Origin of the sequence: Paraburkholderia sp. GAS33, assembly GCF_050436645.1 — a bacterium.
Taxonomy (GTDB): domain Bacteria; phylum Pseudomonadota; class Gammaproteobacteria; order Burkholderiales; family Burkholderiaceae; genus Paraburkholderia; species Paraburkholderia phenazinium_B.
Map to the genome: position 1 here is coordinate 699078 of NZ_JBNDMP010000001.1, position 14442 is coordinate 713519.

Here is a 14442-nt window from a genome sequence, read left to right on the forward strand (position 1 = left end):
AATCATGAAAAAGCTTCTGATAGAAATTATGGCTTGTGTTTCGCTGGCCGCATGTGCGGTTCAGCCGGCTACTCACGCTGATTTGCCGGCCACGGTGAGGACCGTCGCACCGGCTAGCTGGAGCGTCGAAGCACCGAAGGATGCTGTCGACGCAAAGACCTGGTGGTCGCAGTTCGGTGACCCGGTGCTCGACGAACTGGTGGATTCTGTGCTGACCGGCAACCTGGATCTGCAGGCCGCCGCGGAGCGCGTCAAGCAGGCGCAAGCGATTACCACGCAGAAACACGCGGTGCTGCTGCCGGAACTCGACGCGACCGCTACCGCTGCCGATAGCCGTATCAACACGCCGCCGCCGCTCGGCTACGTGCGTGAGGGCGGCGCTGGTCTCGCGCTTAACTGGTCGCCCGATGTGTTCGGCGGAGAACGGCTCGATCTGCTGGCGGCCCAGGCGCAACTGGTCGGACAACAGCATGCCGAGGATGCACTGCGGCTTGCGCTCGCAGCCAACACCGCATCGGCCTATGTCGATCTGCGCTGGGCGCAATCGGAACTGCAGATTCTGCAGGATAACCAGGTAATCCGGCAACGTGCGTTGCAATTGACTCAGGAACGTCTCAAGTACGGCTTGTCGACGCAACTCGATGTCGCTCGTGCACAGAATCAACTGGATGAACTGCAGGCGCGAATCCCGCGCGCTCGATCGACGATCGAACATGAGCTGAGCCTGATTGCCGTGTATTCGGGCCGCACGCCGGAGTCGGTGGATAAGCTGGTGCTGGCCACGCCTGGTCCGATTCCTAACCCGGAAGGTGCCGCGCCTACAACGCTGCCGTCCGAAGCCTTGCTGCGCCGTCCCGATGTGCTGGTGGCCTATGCCACCGTCGAACAACGTGCCGCGGAAGTGGGGGTGTCGAGAGCGGAGCGTTACCCGAAATTCCAGCTGAATCTGAGCGATGGCTTGCTGGCCGCTTCATATATCGGCTTGCCGACATTGACCGATAACCTGTTTAGCGCGGCATTGAACGCCAGCAGTCCGATTTTCAATGCGGGCCGGATTACGGCGGATATTCAGCAGAGCGAAAGCAAAATGCGCGAATCGCAGCTGAATCTGCAGCAGACGATGTTGCAGGCGCTTAGGGAAGTGGAAGATACCCGCAGCGATCTGGTCAGCACGACAGCATCGACGCAAAAACTGAACGATGCGCTGGGCGCGTCGGACCAGTCGCTCAAGCTGGCGAACCAGTTGTATAAAGGCGGCGCGACGGACTTCCTCGATGTTTTGTCGGCGCAGCAGACGTATCTGCAGGACTCCGATTCGCTGAATCAGGCGAAGCGCGAGCATGCGTTGGCTGCGGTGGCGTTATACCGCTCGCTTGGGGGCGGGTGGAGTCAGTCGGCGGGACCAGCGCTTGCTTCCAGCGATCATGCTGCCGGCGAATGAGAACGGCTGGAAAAATAACGGTTGTCGGACGCTTTGCGCTTTCGCTTTGCTAGCCGATGAATTAGATTGAACAAGGTCGGCGCGTCGTCTACCCGTTTAATCGGCAATTTTCAGACCTTCCCGCAGACGAATGACGCTGGCCAACGATTGGCAATAACAGGAGATGAACGTGAAGACAGCCGGAATCTTGAGCGCTTTATGTCTGACAGCGGCGGTTGCGATGCCCGTTGCCGCTTATGCGCAAGCTAGCGACGCGATGTCCGCACCAGACACCAGTTCGATGACGAGTTCCAAAAAAGCCGTTTCGAAGGCAGACCGGGCGCTTGCGCGGGCTGTACGCCGCGCGCTATCGAAGGCCCAGGGGTTTAACGTTTCGAATGTGTACGTGCGAGCGCGCAGCGGTGCGGTGACACTGTCCGGTAGCGTCGATACCGGAGATCAGATTACTCAGGCTGAAACGGTTGCGAAGTCAGTGTCTGGGGTGAATTCGGTGTCGAACAAGCTGACGCTGTTTCATGGGGGGAATGGTTAGGCGAGCGGGCGGCTAAGCGCTTCACTGAGTCCATGTGTCTGTCTCGCCACGCTGCTGATGTTCCCGCCGGCCCGACGCCCGCGTGGTGTCCTGTTATATGATACTCAGTGAATAGTTACTAATGTGGCGTGGCATATGCACACCCTGACTGAACATCCGATTGATTCCGCTACGAAGCAGACTGCATTCGCCTTTCTCGACAGGGCGGCCCAGGCATTTACGGTGACAGGCGCAATACTCTTCGGGAGCCGCGCGAAGGGCGAGTTTCGCCCGGATAGCGATGCCGATATTGCCGTTGTGCTGCCAGGAAGCAGGGGCGAGTTTATGGACGCCAAATTGACGCTGGCGGATCTGGCTTTCGATGTGCTGCTGGAAACGGGAATCCGGGTTCAACCGCTTCCCGTTTGGGAAGAGGAATGGGCACATCCCGAGTTGTATTCCAATCCTGAGTTGCTGCGCAATATCGAAAGCGATGGGGTGCGTTTGTGGTGAACGCGCGTGAGCTGTTGGCGAAGGCGATTCGCGCATCATCGTCAGCGGCATTGTTGCTCGGCGACGGCGATGTCAACGGGGCATGCAATCGCGCCTACTACGCGATGTTTGACGCAGCTCGCGCAGCACTTCTGGCCGCCGGTGCGCCTGTCGATCCAAACGTGGTACGAACGCATAACGGTGTTATCGCTGCTTTTGGTCTGCATCTGGTAAAGGCGGGGCAAGTCCAGCGCGATTGGGGCCGCGCGCTCAATCGTGCGCAGGAAATCCGGCAGGTAGCGGACTATACGGGCGAAAACGTAGAGATGGCGGTAGCGTCGTGGGTGGTCGAGCAAGCGCACTTATTCATCGTAGAGATGCAGGCGACGTTTCGAATTGACGTGCCAGAGTGAGCGTAGCGAGTAGCCCGTGCTCTTAAATCGGTTTTAGGGGCGCTGAACGCCCCGTTAGGCATGAATCTCGAACCCAGTCGCATAGCGATCGGGTTCGCTACCGTCCCACACCCGGCCATCTATCAGTCGCTGCGAGACGCTTTCAGCCGGAATCGCAATACCCATGCTTTCCGCCGCATCACGATACAACTCGGTCTGATTGATCGCCGCTGCGATCTCGCGATAATCGTCGCGGTGCGCGATCATCCCCCAGCGTTCGTATTGAGTGAGAAACCATACGCCATCGTCCGCTCTCGGATAGTTCACCGTACCGTCTTCGAAAAACCGCACCGGTAGACGACCAGGAGTCAGCGATCCGCTATCGTGCGTTAGCCGCTTTGCAATCAACGCTTCATCGATACCGATAAACTCCGGCCGCACCAGCCAACGCGCAATCTCGTTGCGATGTCCGTCGCCGTCGAGCCAGCGGCACGCTTCAAGCATGGTTTGCACCAACGCCTTCGCCGTATGGGGATGCTGGTCCACGAAATCGCGTCGGCAGGCGAGCACCTTCTCCGGATGGTCGGGCCAGATCTCGCTGCTGTACGCGATCGTGCGACCAACGCCGCGCGCTTCAGCGGCGGCATTCCACGGTTCGCCGACACACAGCCCATCGAGCCGGTCTTCGGCCAGCGCCGCGACCATATAAGGCGGCGGAATTACAACGCTTTCGATATCGCGCAACGGATGTACGCCCTGCGACGCCAGCCAGTAGTAGAGCCACATGGCATGCGTGCCGGTCGGGAAAGTCTGCGCAAACACCGGCTTGCGACCGAGCGTCGCCAATGCACGCGGGAGCGTTTGATATTCGCTCAACGCGTCGGCGAGGCGGTTCGAAAGCGTAATAGCCTGACCGTTGCGGTTGAGCACCATCAGGACGGCCATATCCGTTTGTGGACCACCCAGGCCGAGCTGTACGCCATACGCGAGACCGTATAGCGCGTGAGCGGCATCCAGTTCGCCAGCAAGCAGTTTGTCGCGCAGCGCGGCCCATGACGGTTGACGCAATAATTCCAGAGTCAGGCCATGCGCGTGCCCGAATTCGAGCAGCTTCGCCGCGACGAGCGGTGCCGCGTCAGCGAGCGAGACAAAGCCCAGCCGCAGATGCGTTTTCTCTAGCCGCATAGGTGCGGAGGGTTGGCTAATGGGAGCAGGTTGGTTCATGAGCCACGCTCTATTTGGGCAAGTCTGCGGTCATGACGATTTGGCGCGCGACCTCGACGAGCTTGACGCCCTGGTTCATTGCACGCTTGCGCAGGTTTGCATACGCGGCGTGTTCGGTCATTTTCTGCTGATCCATCAGCAGACGTTTGGCGCGGTCGATCAGCTTGCGCTCGGCCAGTTCGTTTTCGGCCTGGGCGAGACGTTCGCGTAGCTGGCTTTCCTGGGCGAAGCGGGCGAGCGCTACCTCGAGGATCGGCGCGAGCTTTTCTGTCGCAAGTCCCTCGACGAGGTAAGCGGTGACGCCAGCGCCTACGGCGTCGCGAATCAGTTGCTGGTTGGTGTCGTTGCTGAACATTAGCACGGGGCGTGGGGCGGTCGCGTTCATTACCGCCAGCTGTTCGAGCGTGTCGCGTGATGGCGATTCAGTGTCGATGATGATCACATCGGGCCGCTCGCTTTCCACTCTCCTGTGCAGCGCCTGCGAGGCCGCGGTGCCTGCCAGCATGTCGTAGCCTAGCCGCGCAAGGGCTTCGCGCAGATCGCCAATCGGCTTATCGGTGTCGGTTACGAGCAGTACACGCAGCATGGGTCGGCAGGGGGGCGGCGGCTTTTGGCGGGTCGGGTGAGGCTTTGTAGGTTTCGCCGTTTCAGTCAGCGGGCGATGGACGCCGAGAGACTGGAAGCAAGCTATATGCCATTGATGCTCGTTGCTGTAAGCGGTTTTGGGCTGAACATGCAACCGCCGGCGGGTCTGGGGCGCACCGCGGTGGTGCGATGCGTACGCAGCGCACAGGAGTGGCGCGTGATAGGCAACTGTGTAGTTAAGCCGTGCTCACTTCTGCTTCTGGCATTCATAGCGAAGGTGATGAATTCCACCAGACCGCTTTCGCTCAATACCCCCCGGCCATCGTAATCGCCCTTACGACGTGGGTCGGCCGCTACGAGACGGGTGTAATACGCCGCTTGCTCTCGCGCCAAACCTCGCATGGGCGACCAGAGCCCGCGCGTGAGTCCCAGCGCCGAAAGTCGGATATGCGTACGCTGGTCATGGCGATTCGGGCTAACGCGGCGAATGTTAGAGAGGCGTTTCCCTGTTGCTGTCACTCACCTTCGCACGCTCCGCAGTGCTAGCTGCTCGGTGGTAACCCCTATTCCCCACCCTAATCCCAAGGACCACAATCCGCCCAATCGAATTATAGAACGGCGTTCTATCAGATAGAACGACAATCAGAACCCCAGTAAAGGCTCGTGATGGTTTCTCTCCCGCTTTCCGGCATTCGCGTGCTGGATTTGTCCAATGTCCTTTCCGGCCCGTTCTGCACCTATCAGCTTGCGCTGCTCGGCGCCGACGTCCTGAAGATCGAGAATCCCGCTGGCGGCGATCTCGCCCGTCGCTTAGGCGCCGACCCGCAAGCGTCGGCGCGAAATATGGGCGCGTCGTTCGTGGCCGTGAACGCCGGCAAGGAGTCGCTGACGCTCAATCTGAAGCACGAGGCGGGCAAAGAGATCCTGCGCAAGCTCGTGGCCGAGTCCGATGTGCTGGTCGAGAACTTCCGCCCGGGCGTGATGGACCGCCTGGGTGTGGGCGCGGCAGCGCTACTCGAAGTGAACCCGCGGCTCGTCTACTGCGCGATCTCGGGTTTCGGCAATGACGGTCCGTTGGCGCATCGTCCTGCTTATGACCAGATCATCCAGGGCATGTCGGGGGCAATGAGCGTGACAGGCGATGCCGAAAGCGCACCGTTGCGCGTCGGCTACCCGGTGTCGGACACCGTCGGCGGCATGAGCGCAGCGCTGGCGATCTGCGCGGCTGTGGTGGCAGCTCAACGCACCGGCGAGGGAAGGGTGATCGATGTGTCGATGCTGGAAGCGACACTCTCCAGCATGGGCTGGGTGGTCTCCAACTATCTGAATGCCGGCGTGACGCCCACGCCGATGGGCAATGAAAACTTCACGGCCGCGCCGTCCGGGACCTTCGTCTGCGGCGAGGGCATGCTGAATATCGCCGCTAACGAGAACAAGCAGTTTATTGCGTTATGCGAACTAATCGGCCGGCCGGATTTGCCACATGACGAACGCTTTAGCGAGCGCAATTCACGCAAGCAGTATCGCCTCGAACTGAAGCACGAGATCGAAGCCGCGCTCACTCGCGACGTCGCCAGCAACTGGGAGCAACGCATGACGGAGGCCGGCGTGCCGGCCGGCCTGGTACTGAGCGTACCGGAAGCAATCAGCCAGCCGCAACTGGTCGAACGCGCTTTTGTCCACGAGTTGCAGGACGGTGAGACGGTCCAGCGTGTGACCCGCGCGGGCTTTCGCTTTGTCGACGCCAAAGGAGAAATTTCGAGCGGTGCGCCTACCTCGCGCGCGCCGCATTTGTCCGAGCACACAGACGCGCATTTGCAGCGTCTGGGGTTCGACGCCAGCGCCATTGCGCAACTGCGAAAAGACGGCGCTATTTAAGCCCGCGTCCCGAAGAGACCTGAATGGGGAAATTCATGAGACAAGCATCAGATACGATCGCCCGTAGCACCTTTGCGGACGGCGTGGAACACCGCGTCGATCAGGAGAGCCAGGCACGCGGTATTGTCGCGCGCCTGGACCGGTTGCCTGCCACGCGGCATATCTGGACCATTGTGTTCCTGCTATCGCTCGGCGGCTGTTTCGAGTTCTACGATCTGTTTATGACCGGCTATATTGCGCCGGGGCTGATTGTGAGCGGATTGTTCGTCAAGACGTCGACATCGATCTTCGCCATGAACAGCATCGCTGCGTTTGTGGCGTCGACATTTCTCGGGCTCTTTATCGGCACCATGGGACTCGGCTTTCTTGCCGATCGTTTCGGACGCCGACGCATCTTCGTGGTGGCCTTGCTGGGCTACACGGCGGCGAGCCTCATGATGGCGTTTCAGCAAAGCGCCCTCGGCGTGAATCTGTTTCGTCTGCTTGCGGGGATCGGCCTTGGCGTCGAGATGGTGACCATCAACACCTACGTCGCGGAGCTGATACCGAAGAATCTGCGTGGCCGCGCCTTTGCAATCACGCAAATCGTGCCCTACTGCGCGGTGCCGGTGGTCGCATTAATGTCGTGGTGGCTCGTGCCGCAACAACCATTCGGTCTCGATGGCTGGCGCTGGGTCGTGCTGGCGAGCGCCGTCGGCGCGGCAATCGTATGGGTTATCCGGCTAGGCATTCCGGAAAGTCCGCGCTGGCTTGTGACGCGTGGCCGACTCGATGAAGCGGCGCGGGTGACGCAGCAGATCGAGCGCATTGTCGAGCGCCAGTATGGCCGACCATTGCCGGCGGCGGTTCCGCATGCGCACAGCGTGCCGACTGTCGAGCGCCGCTTTCGCGACATCCTCAAAGCGCCGTATCTGAAGCGCACGATCATGATGTCGGTCTATAACGCGGTCTCGGTGATCGGCTTTTACGGCTTTAGCAACTGGATTCCTTCGCTACTCACGAGCAAGGGCATCAATCTCGTGCATAGCCTGCAGTACTCCTTTCTGATGTCGATTGCGCTGCCGCTCGGGCCTGCGCTGTTTTTCTACTTTGCAGACAGGATCGAACGTAAGTGGAGTCTGGTCGGCTCGTCGGGTGCGATCGCCGTATTCGGGCTCGCTTTCGCGCATCAGACCGGCTCGCTGGGGCTCATTGTTTTCGGCTTCTGTATGAACCTCGCGCTGACCATCATGACTTACTCGTTTCAGACCTATCAGTCTGAACTGTATCCGACCGAAATCCGTGCGCGGGCGATTGGCTTTGTCTACTCATGGAGCCGCCTGAGCGCGATCTTTTCCGGCTTTCTGGTGGCATTCTTTCTGCGCGATTTCGGCGCGAATGGCGTGTTCGTCATGATCAGCAGTTGCATGGTGTTTGTGATGCTGCTGATCGGCATCATGGGACCCGCCACTAAAGGCCTCGCGCTCGAAGACATCAATCGCTGATACAACCGACATCACCGACACAACCGCTATGACTCAAACCCCGCTCGACCCCGCCACGCTCGCTGCCGATTACTGGAGCACCTCGATCATCGATATTCACCCGGGCTCGATCCAGGTGCGCGGCTATCCGATTCAGGATCTGATCGGGCAGATCAGTTTTCCGCAGATGATCTGGCTGATGCTGCGCGGCGATTTGCCGAGCGCGGGTGAGGCACGTCTGCTGGAAGCAGCGCTGGTGGCCTCCGTCGATCATGGTCCGCATGCGCCTTCCATTGCGATTTCGCGTATGGCGGCGAGTTGCGGATTGCCGCTGAACGGTGCCATGGCCTCGGCGCTGAATACCCTCGACGATGTGCACGGCGGTGCAGGGCAACAGGCCGTCGAGCTCTTCCATGCGATCGAACGTGCGCAGGCCGACGGCGCAACGCTGGAAGCAGCGGTTCAGACATGCATTGACCACTTCATTGAGGAGCACGGCAAATATCTGCCGGGTTTCGGGCACCGCTTCCACCCTGTCGATCCGCGCGCGGGCCGCCTGCTTGGCATGGTCGATGAAGCCGCCGCCGAAGGTGTCGTGTCCGGACGATACGCCGCCATCGGGCGTGCTATCGAGGCCTTGCTCAAGCAGCGCAAAGCGAAGCCAATTCCGATGAATATCGATGGCGCCACCGCCGTCATTTACGCCGAGCTTGGCTTCGCCCCAGAACTGGCGCGTGGCGTCTTTTGCCTGTCACGCGCGGTCGGCATTCTGTCTCATGCGTGGGAGCAGCGCGGCCGCGGCGAGCGCAACAAGGGACCGATGCCGCGCCAGATGGCCTATCGTTATACCGGGCCCGCAACACGCCATCTCGAGCAGGAAGAGGAGGGGCAATGAACTGGTCTCCCGTGCCGCCCATCGTCGGAACCGCGATCCTGACGGCCATGCCGCAATCGATGCGCTGCCACGACGTGACGGAGTGGTCGCGCGCCAACAAGGGCGGGGCAGTGGTGGATTCGTTTATCGAAGGGCCATGCTTCGACCCGCATGGCAATCTGTATCTCGTCGATATTCCGCACGGGCGGATCCTGCGGATTTCGCCGGAGCTCGAATGGAGCATGGTGGCCGAATACGATGGCGAGCCAAATGGCCTCGCATGGCATCCCGATGGCCGACTGCTGATCGCAGACTACAAGAACGGCATCCTCGCATTCGATCCGGAGAGCGGCGCGGTCAGCCCGGTCATCGCGCGGCGCAACAGCGAGCGTTTCAAAGGACCGAACGATCTGATCGTCGCGAGCAATGGCGATATCTACTTTACCGATCAGGGCCAGACGGGCTTGCATGACCCCACGGGGCGTGTCTACCGGCTGCGTCCCGATGGACGGCTCGACTGTCTGATTACGAATGGCCCGAGCCCGAATGGACTGGTGCTAAGTCCCGACGAAAAAGTGCTGTTTGTGGCGATGACGCGTGACAACTCGGTGTGGCGCATGCCGCTGCTGGACGACGGCAGCACCAGCAAGGTGGGGCGCTTTGCTCAGTTCTATGGCGTCAGCGGCCCCGACGGCCTGACGATGGACCGCGACGGCAATCTGTTTGTCGCGCATGCATCGCTTGGCGCGGTGTTCGTACTGAATCCGCATGGCGAGGGGATCGCCAAGATCGAATCATGCGCGGGCCGTACGATCACCAATGTCACGTTTGGCGGACCGCATCACAGCTCTGTATTCATCACGGATTCGAGTACCGGGTCGGTCCTGACGGCGCAGTGGAATACACCCGGCCGCGGCGGGTAAGATAGCGTTCTGTCACGCATAACGCCGGCCAATCCGGCGTTTCTCAACGCTGCTCCCCAGCGCTTTTCACCGCTCGCCTCGCATATTCCCTATGGCCGCCTCAAGATCTTCCAGCGCTTCCGGTTCCTCCACCGCGGACGCCGACGCTGCCGCGGGTCCTTCGCACGCACCCGACGGCGTCGCCGCGCTCGATCGCGCCTTCGCCATCCTGTTCGCGTTTCGCCCTGACGATAAAGGCGTCTCCCTCGCCGAACTTGCCGCTCGCACGGGCCTCTACAAAAGCACGATCCTGCGGTTGATCGCGTCGCTTGCGCATCACCGGATGCTGCTGCGCTCGGACGATGGTCTCTACTACGTCGGTCCGGCAACGCTGCAACTAGGCGCGCTGTATCAGCGCAGTCTGCAACTAGGGGATGTGGTGTTGCCGTTGATGCGCCGCCTGCGCGACGCCAGCGGCGAAAGCGTGTCGTTCTACGTGCGGCAGAAAGATCTGCGCGTGTGTTTGCATCGGGTCGATTCGACCCACGCGATCCGCGATCACGTGCGCGAGGGCGACGTCCTGCCAATGGACAAAGGCTCAGGCGGACGCGTGCTAAGCGCGTTCGACGGCGGTCATGGAGAACTGTTCGAGCGAATCCGCCGCGACGGCTATTACTTGTCGGTGGGAGAGCGGGATGCCGATACGGCGGGGGTTTCGACGCCGGTGTTTTCGGCGGCACGGCCGCTTGCCGGCGTGTTCACGCTGGCAGGGCCACGTTCGCGGGTCGATGAGGCGCTGATGTTGCGCATGCGTCAGCCGATGCTGGACGCGGCAATCGAAGCCAGCGAGCAGCTCGGCGGCGATGCGACTCCACTGCGCGCCGCTCTGGCATTACTCAAGCCGGAGTAGGCGCGCGAGAAGTTTCGCTAGCGGGTGGAGGCAATCAACAGGCCATCAACACGATGGCTCTTCAACACCGGCCCGCAAGGCGGCAGCAAACGCGCCGCCATTTCAACTACGATTAGCGACGACGGAACTGCGTATTGCGGGCGCCGCCGCCACCGGAGGCGCGTTCGTCCTTGTGACGGAAATTGATCCGTCCTTTGGTCAGGTCGTAGACCGACAGTTCGAGCGTCACGCGGTCGCCCGCGAGAATACGGATGTGATTCTTGCGCATGCGTCCGGACGCATAAGCGCCAACCACGACGCCGTTGTCGAGCGTCACGCGGTAACGGCTATCCGGAAGTACTTCGTCGACGATACCGTCAAGTTCAAGCAGTTCTTCTTTCGCCATGCATTACTCCTGGTCGATGGGGTAAGGGTGCCTTGCTCAACGGCAAAGCTTGTAATGAGGTAGGACGGGTGCCGTCACGGCGCACCCGCAGAGGATGGAGCGGCGCGGCGCGCGAGGCGCACCTAGCGTAGATGGGGGCAGTTTTGCGATTGCCAATCAAAGATCGGCCACCGACTGGCCGTCTACGCGGCCGTCGATCAACTGTTCAGCGTGCGCCATGCAAGCGATGCGGGCCTTGCCCGTGCCTTCGAACGGCCACAGATACGGCAGGCGGAACACCCGGCCGTCGGCTGCCGGATTGGCGCCAACGCGGCAGATGCGCACCGAGGCTTCGTAGCCTGCGTCCGGATTGCGGCTGGTCGTGCCGTCAGCGGGACGGCGCGGATACACGAGCGGATGAATTTCGTAGCCCTTGTAGGTCTTTACAACTTGATTCATGAAGTACTTGTCCTGTAATACGTGGCTGCCGTGTCAGGCGTGTTACGCCCGGCACAACAGGCCCGGCAGCGCAGCACCTTGGGGCGCGCCGCCATGGAAAAAGAGTGGCACAGGCCCGATGGCAGGGGGCTTGAGCGCAGCCGCGCAAAATCGCGGATTGGATGGAGAAGAAACACGCTAATGTCGCGTGGACATCAGGCGCATGAAAACTGCACAACTCGCGACGGCGAATGCATGTTACGCATTGCCGGAGTGACGGGATCGCCGACAGGCGGCGGTCGAACAGTCGGGGGTACTGCGGAGATGCCGATTGGTGCTGCCGATACTGCAGGTGCCGAATACAGCTATTCCAATATGATGCACTAAATGGGCCAGCTTGGATAGCAAAACCTGCCGCGCGAGCGACGGCGGGCCTGAAAACCGCACGGCAGACGCTCTCGTAGACCCCGTTGCGAGCGGCGAGAGGATGCCTGGACGGACGGCAAGGGAGGGCGCCAGCGCTTCCGGCCGGCTACTCTTTATGGTGATCGTGTCAGCGGGTGGTTTCCGCGACGCGTTTCTTCAGTTCACGTGAGGCGGCGAGCGGAATGCGGGCGTCATCCCAAACGGCTAGCCACTCGACTTCCTTCGACGTGAATACCTGCCCGTAATTGCGCAGCGTGTATTGCAGCGAATCAATGATGTGATTGCGGATGATTTCCGGCGTGCCTTCATCGTCAAGCACGGCGCGAAACGCTTCTAGCGTGGCCATCTGTTGCTCCGTGGAATAGGGATTACCTATAGGTGTTTCCCTTATCGCACGAAAAAATTCTGCCCGCCACGCGAACAAAAATGCATCTGTGTCTGCGGACCCACAGCCCTAAGGTCCGCAAACTGCCAATGGTACGATCTTGGCGCGTCCAGCTCCGGTCATTTTCGACCGGTCGAATACGAAGCCGGCAGTGCGCCGCGCTTCGCTCCAGTCAATTGATCCGGTACGCCGCTTCGAGTCAGGCAAGCCGGATGTCATAAGGAAATCTGCATGCGCCTGCTGCTTGCCATCATCCTGCCGTGGTTTCAGTTCTTTACGATTGGCCGGCCGTTCGCCGGGATCATCTGCCTGATTTTGCAGATCACATTGATTGGCTGGATTCCAGCGGCGATCTGGTCGGTATATGCGCTGAGCCAGTACAAGACCGACCAGAAAATCGAACGCGCGCTAGGTTCGCGCAGGTGAGACAGTTGCGACGGAATCCGGGTGTCCTTTGATGAATGGAACACGGGTTTCGTCGGCTGGGCGGGGGCTCGGGCGGGAAGGCACGCCGTTTGCTTGGTGAGGCTACCCGAAGCACATAACGAGAATCACCATGCGCCCTGACCACACCGCTGCCGACTACGCCTCGCCCCGCCCGGTACTACCGCTCGCACCGCCCGAGGCAAACCCTGAGGCTTCCCGTTCACAACGGCATGGCGGCTCGCTGGCTCGCGTCACGTTCTGCTTCGCGTGGCTGTTCGGACTTGAAGCATTTCTGGCGGGCGGCGCGCCCGAGTCAACTGGCCTCGACATCGACGGCCATCGTTAAGCCGAGCGCTTGAAAAAATCGCCAGCCACGCGCGCAGCTTTTACATTGGCCGGCTTACCTTGAGGGTTTCAAGCGAGCGGCGGCGCCATTCGCCGGGGGTGAAATGGCCAGTGAGCGGATTGATACGACGCGCGAACCCGATCAGCGCCCATATGGCTAGCGGCGACAAGATAAAAAATGCGAGCAGCATGATGCGTTCACGGTGATGGAGTGCCGTGAGTGTAGTCCGTTGCCTGCTTGAGAAAATCAGCTGAAATGACAACACACTGTTCATTCAACGCGAATGAACGGGTGCGGCCGGTTTCCACCTGGAACGCCGTCGCCGGACAGCGCATCCATTCCCCAATGCGGCGGCGAAATTTTCGGTAAAGAGACTATTTTTTTCTGCGACGGAAAATCGGCGCGCAAACGTTAAAGTGAGGTCGAAAATAATCTGGATGCGATTTCATGAACGCCAATGTTGGATTGACGAGCGCCGAATTACCGCCGGTTATCTGGATGACGGGACTGCCAGGTGCGGGTAAGACCACGATAGCGCAGGCACTGAACACAGCATTGCTGGAGCAGGGCACGAAAGTCGTGGTGCTCGACGGCGATACGCTTAGAGAGGGCCTGTGTTCGGATCTGGGATTTTCAGATCTTGACCGCCTCGAAAATGTTCGCCGCATTGCTCATGTTGCGAGACTGTTTCAGCAGATGGGTCACGTGGTGCTGGTCGCCACCATTTCGCCGCTCGCCGCTCAGCGTGAGTTGGCCCGGGGGATTATCGGCGCTGGCTTTCTGGAAACTTTCATTTCGGCGTCCGCCGAGCGTTGCTCGCAGCGCGATCCGAAGGGCATGTACGCGCAGGCGCGACTCGGCAAGATTGCACAATTCACCGGCGTCTCGTCCGCTTATGAGGTCCCGGCCAACCCGGATCTCGTGATCGAGACGTCGCGTTGCCGGGTCGAAAGCGCGGTGGCCACCATTATTTTGCGTCTGGGCAAGCGTGTGCGAACGGAGAGCGTGAAGGGCGCGGGACATCAAAGCCGCTAGATTATCTCCACGGCGTCCGGTACCTCGATCACCACATCCGATTGCGCCACCGCTACGCAGGGCAGGATAAATCCGTCGGCCTTCTCTTCGCGGCTCAATCCCGGCCATTCGACGATGTACGAGACCGCGCCGCTGACCAGCCGGCACATACACGTCCTGCATGTGCCATTGCGGCACGAGCGCGGCAAACGCAGATCGGCGAAGCCGGCGGCTTCGAGCACGGTCAGCGAGTCGGGCGCTTCGAACGTGCGGCCGAGTGGCTCGACCCGCACCGAGAACGGGGGCTTGGTTTCGGACATTGCTTCAGACAGCGACCATCGTGCGTGGGATTGGAGTCAGCCCGTCACGAT

Annotated in this window: 19 protein-coding genes; 12 read left to right on the forward strand and 7 right to left on the reverse strand. The window is 60.6% G+C overall.

The annotated features are described in order from the left end of the window. The first annotated feature begins 4 nt into the window (after positions 1-4). The 4 genes from P3T24_RS03230 to P3T24_RS03245 all read left to right on the forward strand — a co-directional run bounded on the left by P3T24_RS03230 (position 5) and on the right by P3T24_RS03245 (position 2857). The gene (locus P3T24_RS03230; protein WP_429432393.1) at positions 5-1441 is read left to right on the forward strand and encodes an efflux transporter outer membrane subunit; all 1437 of its coding nucleotides are present in this window, start codon (positions 5-7) and stop codon (positions 1439-1441) included. A 169-nt stretch (positions 1442-1610) separates the two neighbouring features. Next, positions 1611-1973 carry a BON domain-containing protein gene (locus P3T24_RS03235; RefSeq protein WP_074269485.1) on the forward strand — a complete coding sequence of 121 codons (363 nt, stop codon included), beginning with the start codon at positions 1611-1613 and terminating at the stop codon, positions 1971-1973. A 135-nt stretch (positions 1974-2108) separates the two neighbouring features. Then, positions 2109-2465, forward strand: coding sequence for a nucleotidyltransferase domain-containing protein (locus P3T24_RS03240; RefSeq protein WP_074268744.1), 357 nt, complete (start codon positions 2109-2111; stop codon positions 2463-2465). Next, the gene (locus tag P3T24_RS03245; protein WP_074269484.1) at positions 2462-2857 is read left to right on the forward strand and encodes a HEPN domain-containing protein; all 396 of its coding nucleotides are present in this window, start codon (positions 2462-2464) and stop codon (positions 2855-2857) included. The genes P3T24_RS03240 and P3T24_RS03245 overlap by 4 nt, the downstream gene beginning before the upstream one ends. 54 nt (positions 2858-2911) lie before the next feature. On the opposite strand, the gene P3T24_RS03250 is transcribed toward P3T24_RS03245, so the two are convergent. Next, positions 2912-4060 carry a CmpA/NrtA family ABC transporter substrate-binding protein gene (locus P3T24_RS03250; RefSeq protein ID WP_429410174.1) on the reverse strand — a complete coding sequence of 383 codons (1149 nt, stop codon included), beginning with the start codon at positions 4058-4060 and terminating at the stop codon, positions 2912-2914. A gap of 10 nt (positions 4061-4070) precedes the next feature. Further along, complete coding sequence (locus P3T24_RS03255) at positions 4071-4646, reverse strand: ANTAR domain-containing response regulator (protein WP_429410172.1); 576 nt, start codon at positions 4644-4646, stop codon at positions 4071-4073. A 665-nt stretch (positions 4647-5311) separates the two neighbouring features. Here P3T24_RS03255 and P3T24_RS03260 point away from each other — a divergent pair. The 5 genes from P3T24_RS03260 to P3T24_RS03280 all read left to right on the forward strand — a co-directional run bounded on the left by P3T24_RS03260 (position 5312) and on the right by P3T24_RS03280 (position 10672). Further along, a complete protein-coding gene (locus P3T24_RS03260; RefSeq protein ID WP_429410376.1) occupies positions 5312-6523 on the forward strand; it encodes a CaiB/BaiF CoA transferase family protein in 1212 nt (403 codons plus the stop codon). Positions 6524-6558: 35 nt separating this feature from the next. Then, positions 6559-8007: an MFS transporter gene (locus tag P3T24_RS03265; protein ID WP_429410170.1), complete on the forward strand. Its 1449-nt coding sequence runs from the start codon at positions 6559-6561 to the stop codon at positions 8005-8007. 28 nt (positions 8008-8035) lie between these two features. Next, entirely contained in the window at positions 8036-8881 is an 846-nt protein-coding gene (locus P3T24_RS03270) for a citryl-CoA lyase (protein ID WP_429432396.1), read from the forward strand. Then, positions 8878-9783: an SMP-30/gluconolactonase/LRE family protein gene (locus P3T24_RS03275; RefSeq protein WP_429432399.1), complete on the forward strand. Its 906-nt coding sequence runs from the start codon at positions 8878-8880 to the stop codon at positions 9781-9783. Before P3T24_RS03270 ends, P3T24_RS03275 begins: the two co-directional genes overlap by 4 nt. Positions 9784-9874: 91 nt before the next feature. Continuing rightward, complete coding sequence (locus P3T24_RS03280) at positions 9875-10672, forward strand: IclR family transcriptional regulator (RefSeq protein WP_429432402.1); 798 nt, start codon at positions 9875-9877, stop codon at positions 10670-10672. Between the two features lie 112 nt (positions 10673-10784). Here the strand turns inward: P3T24_RS03280 and infA are convergent, their stop codons facing one another. The 3 genes from infA to P3T24_RS03295 all read right to left on the reverse strand — a co-directional run bounded on the left by infA (position 10785) and on the right by P3T24_RS03295 (position 12246). Continuing rightward, on the reverse strand, positions 10785-11057 hold the full coding sequence (gene infA / locus P3T24_RS03285) for a translation initiation factor IF-1 (RefSeq protein WP_042325066.1): 273 nt from the start codon (positions 11055-11057) through the stop codon (positions 10785-10787). A gap of 156 nt (positions 11058-11213) precedes the next feature. Next, positions 11214-11495: a hypothetical protein gene (locus tag P3T24_RS03290; protein ID WP_074268736.1), complete on the reverse strand. Its 282-nt coding sequence runs from the start codon at positions 11493-11495 to the stop codon at positions 11214-11216. Between the two features lie 532 nt (positions 11496-12027). Continuing rightward, positions 12028-12246, reverse strand: a complete 219-nt coding sequence (locus tag P3T24_RS03295) for a hypothetical protein (RefSeq protein WP_074268734.1) — start codon at positions 12244-12246, stop codon at positions 12028-12030. A 270-nt stretch (positions 12247-12516) separates the two neighbouring features. Between P3T24_RS03295 and P3T24_RS03300 the strand changes: the two genes are divergently transcribed. Both P3T24_RS03300 and P3T24_RS03305 read left to right on the forward strand, forming a co-directional pair. Then, entirely contained in the window at positions 12517-12711 is a 195-nt protein-coding gene (locus tag P3T24_RS03300) for a YqaE/Pmp3 family membrane protein (RefSeq protein WP_122158953.1), read from the forward strand. Between the two features lie 130 nt (positions 12712-12841). Beyond that, positions 12842-13057 (forward strand): hypothetical protein, encoded by a 216-nt coding sequence (locus tag P3T24_RS03305; RefSeq protein WP_429432405.1) that lies wholly within the window; start codon positions 12842-12844, stop codon positions 13055-13057. 40 nt (positions 13058-13097) lie between these two features. Here P3T24_RS03305 and P3T24_RS03310 read toward each other — a convergent pair whose 3' ends face one another. After that, entirely contained in the window at positions 13098-13247 is a 150-nt protein-coding gene (locus P3T24_RS03310; protein WP_167379457.1) for a hypothetical protein, read from the reverse strand. A gap of 257 nt (positions 13248-13504) precedes the next feature. Between P3T24_RS03310 and cysC the strand changes: the two genes are divergently transcribed. Beyond that, positions 13505-14092, forward strand: coding sequence for an adenylyl-sulfate kinase (gene cysC / locus P3T24_RS03315; RefSeq protein ID WP_429432408.1), 588 nt, complete (start codon positions 13505-13507; stop codon positions 14090-14092). On the opposite strand, the gene P3T24_RS03320 is transcribed toward cysC, so the two are convergent. Then, positions 14089-14391 carry a 2Fe-2S iron-sulfur cluster-binding protein gene (locus P3T24_RS03320; RefSeq protein WP_429432411.1) on the reverse strand — a complete coding sequence of 101 codons (303 nt, stop codon included), beginning with the start codon at positions 14389-14391 and terminating at the stop codon, positions 14089-14091. The genes cysC and P3T24_RS03320 overlap by 4 nt on opposite strands. Between the last annotated feature and the right edge of the window lie 51 nt (positions 14392-14442).

Bases quoted from the DNA above. Each gene is read 5' to 3' on its own strand.
- P3T24_RS03260 (WP_429410376.1), top strand. From the start codon at position 5,312: ATGGTTTCTCTCCCGCTTTCCGGCATTCGCGTGCTGGATTTGTCCAAT.
- infA (WP_042325066.1), bottom strand. From the start codon at position 11,057: ATGGCGAAAGAAGAACTGCTTGAACTTGACGGTATCGTCGACGAAGTA.
- cysC (WP_429432408.1), top strand. From the start codon at position 13,505: ATGAACGCCAATGTTGGATTGACGAGCGCCGAATTACCGCCGGTTATC.
- P3T24_RS03320 (WP_429432411.1), bottom strand. From the start codon at position 14,391: ATGTCCGAAACCAAGCCCCCGTTCTCGGTGCGGGTCGAGCCACTCGGC.
- P3T24_RS03305 (WP_429432405.1), top strand. From the start codon at position 12,842: ATGCGCCCTGACCACACCGCTGCCGACTACGCCTCGCCCCGCCCGGTA.
- P3T24_RS03310 (WP_167379457.1), bottom strand. From the start codon at position 13,247: ATGCTGCTCGCATTTTTTATCTTGTCGCCGCTAGCCATATGGGCGCTG.
- P3T24_RS03240 (WP_074268744.1), top strand. From the start codon at position 2,109: ATGCACACCCTGACTGAACATCCGATTGATTCCGCTACGAAGCAGACT.
- P3T24_RS03280 (WP_429432402.1), top strand. From the start codon at position 9,875: ATGGCCGCCTCAAGATCTTCCAGCGCTTCCGGTTCCTCCACCGCGGAC.
- P3T24_RS03295 (WP_074268734.1), bottom strand. From the start codon at position 12,246: ATGGCCACGCTAGAAGCGTTTCGCGCCGTGCTTGACGATGAAGGCACG.
- P3T24_RS03270 (WP_429432396.1), top strand. From the start codon at position 8,036: ATGACTCAAACCCCGCTCGACCCCGCCACGCTCGCTGCCGATTACTGG.
- P3T24_RS03250 (WP_429410174.1), bottom strand. From the start codon at position 4,060: ATGAACCAACCTGCTCCCATTAGCCAACCCTCCGCACCTATGCGGCTA.
- P3T24_RS03300 (WP_122158953.1), top strand. From the start codon at position 12,517: ATGCGCCTGCTGCTTGCCATCATCCTGCCGTGGTTTCAGTTCTTTACG.
- P3T24_RS03265 (WP_429410170.1), top strand. From the start codon at position 6,559: ATGAGACAAGCATCAGATACGATCGCCCGTAGCACCTTTGCGGACGGC.
- P3T24_RS03290 (WP_074268736.1), bottom strand. From the start codon at position 11,495: ATGAATCAAGTTGTAAAGACCTACAAGGGCTACGAAATTCATCCGCTC.
- P3T24_RS03255 (WP_429410172.1), bottom strand. From the start codon at position 4,646: ATGCTGCGTGTACTGCTCGTAACCGACACCGATAAGCCGATTGGCGAT.
- P3T24_RS03275 (WP_429432399.1), top strand. From the start codon at position 8,878: ATGAACTGGTCTCCCGTGCCGCCCATCGTCGGAACCGCGATCCTGACG.
- P3T24_RS03230 (WP_429432393.1), top strand. From the start codon at position 5: ATGAAAAAGCTTCTGATAGAAATTATGGCTTGTGTTTCGCTGGCCGCA.